Below are 10912 nucleotides of genomic sequence, written 5' to 3'. Positions count from 1 at the left end.
GCCCCCGGCTACGCCTCAGCCTCGACGGCGGCCTGCTTCGCCCCGCTGCCGGCCATGCCCTCGTCGGTGTTGGTGACGGCGGCCTCCCAGTCCGAGCGGATGTGCTGCATGTGCGTCTCGGGGTTCGACCCGTACTTGAAGATGCAGTGCCCGGGGCTCAGGTTCATCAGCAGGTCGGTGGTGTCGGGTGCGAGCCCGAACGTCTCCTGCACCCACCGGGCGTCCTCGGGCCGGTCCTGCCGGTACGCGTAGATCGTCTGCGCCTCCTGGATGACCGTGTAGCCCTCGGACTCACGCGGAATGTCGGTGCCCTTGTGCATCACGAACCAGTTCGAAATACCCAGAGCACGGGAGAGCTTCTGGTTCGACTTGACCAGGCTGGCCGAGGGCCCACCGATCATGTGCCAGCCCTCCTCGTAGACCACGTTCGTGATGAACCCCCGCTCACGGCGCAGCCGACCGAGGAGCCACTGGTGCCCCACCGCCATGACGGTGGGGACGGCCGGGCCGGCGTCGGGGAGCTGGGAGACGTCGAACACCGTCAGCTTGCTGGCGAGGTCGACCGCCTTCGACGTTTCACCGTCGAACACCCCGGCGTACGTCTCGAGGAGGTTCTCGAGCCCGAACCGGATGGACAGGCCGGCCTGGTGGAACCGCTCGCCCGATGCTTCTGTCAGTCCCTCGTCGTCCGGGACCTGGCCGAGGAACGGCATCAGGTCCGTTGTCGTCAGCGGACGGGTCGAGCTGTTGTGCTGTTCGAACATGCGGCGGAGGGCGAACCGGGTCGCTTTCTCCTCCCACTCGGTCGCGGGGACGTCGTTGCGCGCGATCCGGGCCACGGCGGTGATGAGTTCCATCTGCCCCTGCAACCCCGAGCCGCGCATGATGAGCGGGTCGAGGAGGTTCAGGCGGATACCGCCGCCTGCCGGGTCGAAGCGCAGCGGCTCCGATCCGAGGTTGTGCGCCATCGCGGTGTACTCGCCCGCGCCGCCCTCGTCCTTCTTGTCGAACACGACCGCGCGCCGGTTCGCCAGCCCCAGGGGGCGAGCGACACCGACCGTCTTGGTCAGCGACGACTTCCCGTACCCGACCGTGCCGAGCACGATCACGTTCGGGGACGAAATCTGTCGCGGCTCCGCGTTGTACGCGGTGGGGGCGTCGTAGGAAATCATCGACTGCGACAGGTTGTCGCGGCCGTTGACGATCCCCTCATCACCGGTCGGGTTGCCGATCACGGCGGTGTTCAGAATCTCCGCCTGCCGCGTCGTCGACGGCGACCCCGCCAGCCGCGGCGAGTACCAGCCGCGCGCAGCGGCCCCGGCCGACGTGCGGAGCTGCCCGCCGGGCAGCTCGAACGGCGACACGTCGACGGGTCGGCGGACGGACACCGCCGTGGCGGGCCCCTCGTCGCCGGTTACGACCTCCTGCCGAGCCTCCGGCGGGACGAAGATTTTCAGCCCCGGCACGTTCGCGTACCAGGGGTCCCGAGCTGCTGGTCGGTTCGGCGCCGCGCGCTTGTCGTGCGGGGCGGGGTTCTTGGTGTTGGTCATGACAGGGCCTCCTTGTCACCTCGGCCGGCGAGCGTGTTCATCACGCGTGCGGCCGTCGTGATGGTGTCGGGTCGGAGCCCGCGGCCGATGGGCCATGTGGTCCCGGATGCGGCGCCCTGAAACGAGTCCTGCCAGTCGAGGCGGTCGATCCCGAGCCCGGTGTCGCACACGCTCGAGAGCCGCCGCGACGCCTGAGCCAGGTCCTCGCGGGTGGGGGCCGTGATGGTCACGTACCCGATCCACGAGACGCCGTGGTGGTGGCTGCCGGCGGCGAGGTCCCGCCGCCGACGCTCCGCCGCTCCGAGGAGCCCCTGCGCCTCGTCGGAGACGATCACGCCCTTCTTCTGCTGTGCGTACAGGCCGGCGGCGTCGCGCACGACGTCCTGCCGCGCGGCCGCCTTCGCCTGCGCGGCCGGCACCAGGTGCATGTGGAACGACACCGAGCGGATGAAGTCCAGCTCGCGCCCGATCATGAGGTCGAGCGTCCACAGCGGCGATCGGCCGGCCGAAGCCAGGTTCTCACCGTGGATCGCCGCGGTGCGGTGCCACCAGGTGACGGCCGGTGCAGCCTCGATCGGGTCGCGGTCCGCGAGGACGGTCGGGTCGTAGCCTCCGTCGACGACGTGCGCGGAGTATTCGTCGTGCGAGCCGATCCCGACCGACAGCGGCGTGATGTGCTTCGCGGAGCGGAGGTCGATCGGGATCGACGGGTTCTGCTGGTGCATGATGACGGCCGCCGTCTGGCGTGCCGTCAGGGACTGCACCTGCCCAATGCGTGCCTGCCGGAGCCCGTGCAGGGACGCCTCGATCTGCTCCGCCATGAGCGCCCGCCACCCGTCCCGGCCGGGCCCGTACTTCTTCGCGGCCTCGGTGAACGCCGGCGTCAGCGGCCACGACAGCACCACGAAGTGCCGCTGCACCATCGCGTCGGCCGCGGCGCGCCCGCGGACCTCGGCGTAGGAACGCTGCTGTGCGTCGTAAAGCGCCAGTGCCGTGTCATCGGCCCCGAGGGGCCGGGACTCACGCTGGGAGTTGTACCAAATGTCGTGCTTGGCGGTGTCCGGCGGCAGAACGCGGGTGAGGGTCTGCACGTCGCGGATCAGGGACATCGGAGCGGACCGGTGTGCGAGGAACTTCCCCCACGACGTCGCCGCTCGATTCAGGGCCCCGGCCGTCTCCATGCCGCGGAGCTGCCCGGACACGGAGAACGCCACCGAAAGGTACGGCCGCTCCCCCACCGGGGCATGCCAGGCGATCCCCGGCATGTTCGACCCGTACTGCAACCAGCCCATGCCGTCCGACCCGTCCGGGTTGGCGCGCATCTGCCGCGCGTCGACCTCAGCGGCGCGCCGCTCCGCCTTGTTCGAGCTGCCGAGCACCGACTGAATCTGGTCCCAGACGGCGACGTTGTACGGCTTAAACACGTGCGTGCCGAGGCGCTTCCGGGCCGCCCACCGCGACCGCTTCCGGCGGCGCTCCTGAATCGTGCCGTTGTGGGTACGCGCCGTGACGGCCATCGTCACCCCGACCCCAACCAGAGCGGCGATCAGCACCAGGATGCCGCCGCCCGCGATCATCCCGACCATGCCGCCGACGACGAAGATCGCCATGCCCACGATCCGCGACTTCGAGTGCGTGCCACCGAAGAACGACCGGTGCCCCGACTCACCGCCCACGTAGCGCACGTGCGTCGTCGGCTCCTCCTGAACCTCACGCATGGGTCGAGTCCTTCCCGTACCGCTCGGCCCCGTACTGCTCGGCGCTGGCCTGGGTGGCGCTGTGAGACTGCTCGTGGTCATCAACCGGCGCCGCGGCCATATCGGCCGCACTCGTGGCGGCGCTGCCTGCCGTGTCGAGGCCGGCCTTCGCGCCGGCCGCGATCATCGTCGGGATACCGATAGCGGCCCCAACGCCTGTTGAGGACTCGGCAGCTCCGGCGGCCATCGCGCCGCCCTCGGCTCCCGCTGCACCCGTCGCCGTGCCAGCGCCGGTAGTCGCGCCGGCCCCGGTCCCAGCGCCCGTCGACGCCTTGCCACCCGCCGCCGCGGCGTCCTTGATAGAGGAACCGGCTGCCTCCTCGGCTCCGCCACCTCCGGCGGTCGTACCGCCACCGCCACCGCCGCTGCTCGTGGGTGAGGTCTGGGCGAGCTTCTCAGCCGTTGTCGTCGATGTCGGCGTGGACGTGGTGGAGTTCGGCCTCGAGCTGCTTCCGTCGTTCTGCGGAGCGCTGTAGCGCTTGTCGGCTTCCTGGGGCGAGTTCGCTCCGATGCTCGGGCCGCCCGCGGCCGCGGCTCCGCCCATCGGCAGGATCGGCGCGAACTTGAACAGCAGCAGCGGCGACAGCCCCGCGATGAACAGCGCGATCATCGACACCACGAGGCTGACCGTCTTCTGCAGGTCCGCCTGCCCGGAGAACACGTCGATGTTGGAGCCGACGAACGAGAACGTCACCCCGAGCAGGAAGAACAGCAGCGGGTGGGCGGCGAGGATGCCGAGCCACACCATCGGGATCTTCGACCCGAACGAACGCTTCTTCCGGTCGACGATCCACACCCAGCCGAGCGGGAACAGCACGCCGGAGAAGTACAGGGTGATCAGCTGCACGACGAGCACGAGCAGCGCCAGCAGCAGCGCCAGGATCATGAAGAACATCAGGATCGCGCCGACTACCGCACCGCCGACGATCCCGGACCCGTCGTCGTCGCCGATCATCGTCGAGAACTGATCGACGATGCTGCTCGAGGTTGTCGACAGCATCGTCCTGATGAGCGAGTCCGAGAGGGCGCCGAAGAACTTCACGAGGAACGCCCCGACCGCGGGCCCGAACATCGCCCCGATGATGAACACCGGCCCGTACAGGGTCAGCGTCTCGATGAGTTCCTGACCCGACTGTCGGCCGCGGGCCGTGTCGATGAACTGGGGGATCAGGATGATGACGAACACGAAGATCGCCAGCCCGAAGGAGATCCGGTAGGCGTTGACGAACCAGTCAGCGGTCAGATCCGGCAAGGTCGCGTGGGTCAGCGCCGGCAGCACGCTGTCCGAGAGGCCCTTGGCCGCGTCGCGGAGCGCCTTGTAGGTGTTTCCGGCCGGGTCCGACCAGAAATCCCCGATGCTCTGCGCAGTGTTGATCGCATCCTTGGTGCCGCTCACGGCGGAACCGATGAGGTTCTTCCCCTTGTCGATCGCGCAGCCGACGATGTTGGTGCAGTTCTCGTCGCCGGCGGCGGCGAGGATGACGTGCCCGGGCATCAGCAGCCTCCCGTGTAGCGGACGCCGCCGTTGGCGAGCTGCTGCGCGTTCGGCTTTGCCCCGCCGTCGACGTGCCAGGCTCCGTCCTGCCACACCATGACGAAGCCCTGCGCTGTCGACTTGGTGGGGCTCAGCGCCCCGTCGACGACGTAGCCGGCGGCCACGTTGACGGTCACCCGATCGGCGGTGGAGTGAGGGTCAACCATCCAGAGCCCGTTCGTGGTCGACAGGTGGAACGGGGTGCCGTCCGCCACATCGCCATTGCTGACGTTCGGATACCGCTTGTAGATCGCCGCGAGGTCCCGGTACTCGTCAGAGGCTCCCGAGCTGATGACGTCCGACTCGACGGTCTGCACGTCGCTCAACGCGGGCACGGGCGACTGCCAGATGAACCGGTAGAACGCGGTGGCGACCTCGACCGCGCCGTACGACGTGTGTCCCGCTGCCTTCTGAGCGGCGAGCACCATCACGGCGTCGCGGTCCTGGCCGCCGAGACACCCGGTGGGCGGGGCGGCGTCCTCGTCGTCGCCGGCCCCCGAGGAGCCGGTCGCCGTGGGGCTCGGAGTCACAGACGCAGCCGGCGCGCCCGACCCTGATGTGCTCGACGTCGGCGCTGCGGTCGGCTCGTCGCCGCGGGTCGTGGCGAACACCACTCCCCCGCCGACGATGACGACCGCCGCGGCTGCCCCGATGACGAGGGGCCACCGGGACCGGCCGGTGGATGAGTACATGCGCGGCATGGTGTGTCTCCTTCTAAGCAGGGCAGCGAGCGACTGGGCAGGTCAGCTCGCGAGCGAGAGGGTCACGCCGACGATGACCGCCAGCGCCGCGAGAGCGACGAGTGCGATGAACGCCGCCATCGCCTTGGCCCGGCCTTGGGCGTGGGCCTGGGGGTTCGGGTTCATGTCGCCTGACGCTCCGGCCATCGCGACGAGGCCGCGGATCAGGTAGACGATCGCGATGATGATGCCGATTGCCCAGACGGCGGCGATGAGCTTTTGCCACAGCTGGGTGAACTCGGCCCCGCCGAACGAGAAGTCCGGGAGGATGCCATTCAGGGGGTTCTGGATCGCCGCGGCGATGAGGAGGGGGTGCATGGGTTAGGCCTTCCGGATGGTGGTGGATGCAGGGGTGACCGCCTCCTGCAAGGTGCGGATTACGGCGGCGGTCGCGGCCGCGAACGCGTCCCGAGTCGCGGGGTCCAGGGATGTAAGGGTGAGCTGCCCGCGCGCGGCGATGTGCTCGTCGTAAGGAATCTCGTGCAGCGACCGCACCCCCGCGTCGCGCAGCAGCCGCGCGACCTCCTCGCGCACCGTCTCGCTCTCGGGGCGTCCGTCCGTGAGCCGCACGGCGATCGCACGGGCGGCTAGCTCGGCGGGCTGGCCGCCCGCGTCGCGCAGCTCGTCGAGGAGCTGGATCGCCTCGAGTACCGAGTCGCCCGCGTTCAGGACCGGGATCACCAGGACGTCGGCCACCGACACCGCACCGCGGAACGCGGAGGACGTCGGCTGGTTGCCGGTGTCCATGACGCGGATGCCGTAGAACTCGTCGATCACGTTCGACACGGCCACGACGGCCTCACCCGTCAGCCGCTCGCGACGACCGGTCGAGGCGATGACACTCGCGAACGAGGTCTGCGGGGCGGTGTAGCCGTGGAGCTGCCCGGCCGTCTTGATGCCGGCGACGTCGCGGACCAGCTCACCGAGCCCGAGCCGCGGGCTCCCCTCGGCGCGGTAGTTGAGTGCGCCCGGGTCGTCGGAGAACTCCACGATCGCCGTCGAGCCCCCACGGATCGACGCGATGATGCCACCGAGGAGCAGCGACGTCGGAGTCTTACCCGTGCCGCCCTTCGGGTTGTTGACCAGGATCGACACCGCACGTGTCCACGTCGCCTGACGAATGATGGTCTCGTTCTGAGCGCGACGGGCCTCCGCCTCGGCCACCGCAGACAGTTCGGCCGTCTCGGCCGCGCTGGGCTTGATCGGCAGGCCGATGCTCGCCAGCGCCCCCCGGAAGCCCTTCGTGGCCTTCCCGGGCGTCGCAGCTGGCGTGGCCGGTGCTGCGCCGCCGAACAGCACGGACGCGGACGCCTCGCGATCCACCGGACGACGCTCGGCCGGCGGCTCCGCTGCCGCCTCGGGAGCCGTCGGCTCCTCGGGTACGACCGCCAGCGACCGCGGCGGCTCGACTGCCTCCTCAGCCGATACCGGCGACGCAGGCATGGGCGGGATCGAGCGGAGCCCTTCCGCTTCCGCGGGCCTGGCAGCACGCAGGCGCGCCACGTGGTCCGCACCCACCGTGTCCTCCTCGATGTAGTCGCTTGCGCGTGCGGCTGCACCAAAGAACGCGGTGCCTGGATCCTTCTGTTCCTCGTCCATAAGCCTACTCTCGTGTACTCGATTAGGTAATCAATACTACCGCGAATACTCAAATAGGGTCGAGTGATGGGGCGAACACCTGCCGGAGCACCGAACGAGCTTGCGCGAGCGATCGTCGACGCGATCGAGCGTGAGCGTGAACGGAGCGGAGTGTCCACGCCGGCGCTAATACGTCGAACCGGGATCAGCGCGAACTACTACTACAAGCGCACCCGTCTCGAGGCGCCGTTCAACGTCAACGATCTCCAGACCATTGCCGACGCCCTCGGCATCAGCCCCCGCGTGTTCCTGGAACCCGCCGTCGACGCGTATGAGCGGATGCGAGATGCCGAAGGTATCCGCGCGCCGACTGAGGTCCTGGCGGAACGCGCCAGCAAAGCGCTTGCCCTCTGGAGCGCTCGACACCCAGGACGCGACGTGCAAGTAGCCGTAACCGCGGCAGTCGACGCGCGGACCACCCGCATCACCCCGCGCCAGTGGGCTCGGTTTCTCGACGGAGACGCCGGCACCCTCACCGACGATCAGATCGCTGCAATCGCGACCTTCTTCGACGTGACACCCGACTACTTCCGCAGAGCGGAGCTTGGCCGGGTGGAGGACGACCTGGACGCGCAGATCGACATTCAACTCGCCCTCGTCGACACCGGCGCCCTCGGCCTCGCGGCACGGCAGCTCGGAGCCGGCGACCCTTCCGAGCTCCGCGCCATCGCCTCCGCTATCCGCACAGCAGCCATCGGCCGGGAGGAGCAGCCATGACCATCGCCGACGATGTCCAAACCACCACCAGGGCGACCCTTGACCGCCTTAACCTCTCCACCGTCGAACGCGCCCTCGATGGTCTCGTGGGCCGAGTCGAGGCGATCTACGGCAAGCCGATCAGCATCAAGCCGCTCCCAGAAGATCAGCACCTTCGCGCAACGGGTCTCTGGGTCGACTTCCCGGACCGCGGCGTCGTGCTCTACCGAGAAAACGACCCCAAGCCGTATCAGCGTTTCTCCATCCTCCACGAGCTCGGTCACATCGTCGCTGGCCACACCGGCTGTGACCTCCTCCCGGACGAAGCCGTCGGACCTATCGCCAGCGCACGTACGGTCCGTGCCCGCGTTCCCCGCACCGACGCCCCAACCGACTCCATCAGCACGCAAGCGTTCGAGGAACTCGTGGCCGAGGAAACTGCATATGAGTTCCTCCGCTGGCTAATCAGCCGCCCGACAAACCCCGCTGAGGACGCCTTCGCTTGATGGTCGAGATCCCGCTAGCACTCGCGGCCGCTCTCTTCATCCTCCGCACACCGATCGCGTGGCGACGGCGTGCGGCGCGACCGGCATGGCTCACCACCGGCTACGGACTCCTCAGCTTCCTCACCCTCGGCACCGTCATCCCCTCGTCCATGTTCGACGGCGTCCTCGGCGGCCGGAACCTGCTCGCGCTCGTGCAGACGCTCACCGCAGCCGCCGCGATCTGGTATCTCCGCGACGCGATGCTGATCCACGCCCGCAGCACCGCTCGCGGCGCACGCTGGGCCCTGGCCATCCTTCTGGCCACACAAACCGCGGCGTTCTTCGCGATCCCCGCCCATAGCCATGGCAGCAGCCCTGTGACATTCCTGCACGACAGCTTCCCGACCGTGGCGGGATGGGTGTTCATCACCGTGTACCAGGGCATGATCCTCGGCCTCAGCCTCGACTCACTCCGTATCCTGCGCGGCGACCGCCGCGCCGACGCAGTTTTGTTCCGCATCGGCCACGCCCTCATGGCTCTCGGCGCCACCAGCGAACTCCTCGGAGCGTGGACCTGGCACTTCCATGGGCACAACAGCCCCATCTCCACGGTCGCGTTCGCCGGCTTCCAGGGTCTGTTTTACCCAGGGACCATGTTCATCGCCGCCGCCTACCTCCTCCTCGGCGGCCGGAAAATCCTCCGAGACGCGCCCTGGCAGGTCCGCCGCCGCTACCTCCGCCACCTCCTCGCCGTCAACGGCATCAGAGCAGGAACTCGACCCCATGCCAGGGGCGATGACCTATTGGCCACCTACGAGGTGTTCATCGACGTGAACAACCACCTCACCACCGGCGACCTTGCCCTCAACGCGCAGCAGCACCGCCGGCTCGAGCACATCGGTACCGCCATCGACGCCCACTCCAGCAACACCTTGTCAGGAGCTGCCCGGTGACCGCCCTCATCACCGTGCTGGCGATCCTCGTCGTCCTCGTCTGTGCTGCCGCGATCGGGGTCGGGACAGTCGTGGCACGACGCATCGTCCTGCCGCACCCCAAGCGACGCGTGCCAGTTCTCGGCGCCGGTCCCGATTCTGTGACCGTTCCGGCCGGACCTGCCACCACGGCCCCAGGAGTGCACCGCGCGTACTTCGGCAATCGGGACGCACGAAGCGTCCTCCTCGGCCCTGTACGCGCCGCACCGAGCGAAGGCACCGTTGCCCGTCCCATCATCGGCGGCACGGCCCCCACTTCGGAAGACAGCCTTGTCTGGAGCGGCTACGTACCAGACGACCCAGCTGAGCTTGGTCCCTACGAGGAAGTCGTTTACTCACGCCGGACGGGCCGCCAAGCCTGGCTTCTCCCCGGAACCGCTACCCAGCCGGCGAACGCGGACACCTGGACGATTCACGTGCACGGCATGCACAGCGAACGACGCGCCGTGCTCCGCGGCCTCTCCCCCGCCCTCGAGCAAGGCATGCCCGCGCTAGTCGTCACCTACGCCGGTGACCACGAAACGCCAGGGCCCAACCTCGTCACCCTCGGACAAAACGAGTGGCGCGACGTCGACGATGCCATCGACTACGCCCTCGCCCACGGCGCGCACAAGGTGATCCTCTTCGGATGGTCCATGGGCGCCACCGCCGCCCTCCTCGCCGCAACCCACGGCACACACCGCGCTGCGATCGCAGGCATCGTCGCGATCTGTCCGGTGTTCGACTGGCCTGCCGCCATCACCGCCGGCGTTCGCGCCGCGCACCTCCCCGCCGTCGTCGCGCACGCCGGCGTCCTCATCCTCACCACGCCAATCCTGCACCAGCTCGCCGGACTCCCCCGACGCCTCCGACGCCGCGACCTCAGACCTGCGCTGCCACCTCAGCTGCCGATTCTTACCGTGTACAGCCGCGGCGACGAACAAGCACCCTCAGCCGTTACCGAAGCCCTCGCCGCCCGTCACCCTGCGCTGGAACTAGTTCGGTTCCCGGCGGTCCCTCACGGCCTCGAGGTGAACAGCGATCCCGGGCTTTACCACCTGTCAGCGTCTCAGTTCCTCAGGTGCAGAGCGTAATTACGCGTCGGTGCAACCTCGTATAGGTATCATTGCTGTGGGTCCTCGGCCGCAGCCCGCAAGGTGGCGGGAGGGCTCTGGAGCTGGGCTGTCGGCTCCACACCTGGGCGACACGCCACCCAGGTTCCGGCAATGCAAGCATTAAGAGCGAGAGGATCACGCGTATGAGCGCAATCCAGGGTCGCGCACGGAGGCCAAGGCAAGCCAGGCCGACAGTGTCGCTGCAAGCTCGCGTCTCGCCCGAAGTGCGAGATCTGATCGAGAACGCTGCAGCGGACAGCGGCGTCTCGATTGCCTACTACTTGGACAGCTACTTCCGGCAGCAGGCAGACACCGTTGGTGCCCTGCCGCTTGTAGCTGGACCGCGCCCACAGCGAGAGGAGCTGCCGATCCCAGCCGCTTAACGACAGAACCCCCGCACAAGGCGGGGGTCCAGGGCTAAGCCCC

General features: G+C 68.7%; 10 protein-coding genes. 4 read left to right on the top strand and 6 right to left on the bottom strand.

All coding sequences use genetic code 11. The annotated features are described in order from the left end of the window. Positions 1-8: 8 nt before the first annotated feature. Genes DEI93_RS16300 through DEI93_RS16275 form a run of 6 tightly spaced genes read right to left on the bottom strand, consistent with a single transcriptional unit; the run spans position 9 to position 6904 of the window. Complete coding sequence (locus tag DEI93_RS16300; RefSeq protein WP_111120486.1) at positions 9-1550, bottom strand: putative type IV secretion/conjugal transfer ATPase; 1542 nt, start codon at positions 1548-1550, stop codon at positions 9-11. Continuing rightward, complete coding sequence (locus DEI93_RS16295; protein WP_111120485.1) at positions 1547-3268, bottom strand: hypothetical protein; 1722 nt, start codon at positions 3266-3268, stop codon at positions 1547-1549. Before DEI93_RS16295 ends, DEI93_RS16300 begins: the two co-directional genes overlap by 4 nt. Then, entirely contained in the window at positions 3261-4802 is a 1542-nt protein-coding gene (locus DEI93_RS16290) for a hypothetical protein (RefSeq protein WP_111120484.1), read from the bottom strand. The genes DEI93_RS16295 and DEI93_RS16290 overlap by 8 nt, the downstream gene beginning before the upstream one ends. Then, the gene (locus tag DEI93_RS16285; protein ID WP_181436120.1) at positions 4802-5533 is read right to left on the bottom strand and encodes a hypothetical protein; all 732 of its coding nucleotides are present in this window, start codon (positions 5531-5533) and stop codon (positions 4802-4804) included. Before DEI93_RS16285 ends, DEI93_RS16290 begins: the two co-directional genes overlap by 1 nt. A 51-nt stretch (positions 5534-5584) precedes the next feature. After that, a complete protein-coding gene (locus DEI93_RS16280) occupies positions 5585-5899 on the bottom strand; it encodes a hypothetical protein (protein ID WP_258372324.1) in 315 nt (104 codons plus the stop codon). Between the two features lie 3 nt (positions 5900-5902). Then, on the bottom strand, positions 5903-6904 hold the full coding sequence (locus tag DEI93_RS16275; protein ID WP_258372323.1) for a MinD/ParA family ATP-binding protein: 1002 nt from the start codon (positions 6902-6904) through the stop codon (positions 5903-5905). A gap of 342 nt (positions 6905-7246) precedes the next feature. Here DEI93_RS16275 and DEI93_RS16270 point away from each other — a divergent pair, with 342 nt between their 5' ends. From DEI93_RS16270 to DEI93_RS16255, 4 genes are read left to right on the top strand one after another with little or no spacing between them, the layout of a single operon-like run. Then, the gene (locus tag DEI93_RS16270; protein ID WP_146244468.1) at positions 7247-7936 is read left to right on the top strand and encodes a hypothetical protein; all 690 of its coding nucleotides are present in this window, start codon (positions 7247-7249) and stop codon (positions 7934-7936) included. Then, on the top strand, positions 7933-8421 hold the full coding sequence (locus DEI93_RS16265) for an ImmA/IrrE family metallo-endopeptidase (RefSeq protein ID WP_111120479.1): 489 nt from the start codon (positions 7933-7935) through the stop codon (positions 8419-8421). The genes DEI93_RS16270 and DEI93_RS16265 overlap by 4 nt, the downstream gene beginning before the upstream one ends. Further along, on the top strand, positions 8421-9353 hold the full coding sequence (locus tag DEI93_RS16260; RefSeq protein WP_111120478.1) for a hypothetical protein: 933 nt from the start codon (positions 8421-8423) through the stop codon (positions 9351-9353). The genes DEI93_RS16265 and DEI93_RS16260 overlap by 1 nt, the downstream gene beginning before the upstream one ends. Continuing rightward, positions 9350-10465, top strand: coding sequence for an alpha/beta hydrolase family protein (locus tag DEI93_RS16255; protein ID WP_146244467.1), 1116 nt, complete (start codon positions 9350-9352; stop codon positions 10463-10465). The genes DEI93_RS16260 and DEI93_RS16255 overlap by 4 nt, the downstream gene beginning before the upstream one ends. The last annotated feature ends 447 nt before the right edge of the window (positions 10466-10912 follow it).

It is taken from the genome of Curtobacterium sp. MCBD17_035 (assembly GCF_003234815.2).
In the GTDB taxonomy this organism is placed as follows: Bacteria; Actinomycetota; Actinomycetes; order Actinomycetales; family Microbacteriaceae; genus Curtobacterium.
Note: the sequence above shows the minus strand (reverse complement) of the source record. Positions and strands in the feature narration are given on the sequence as shown.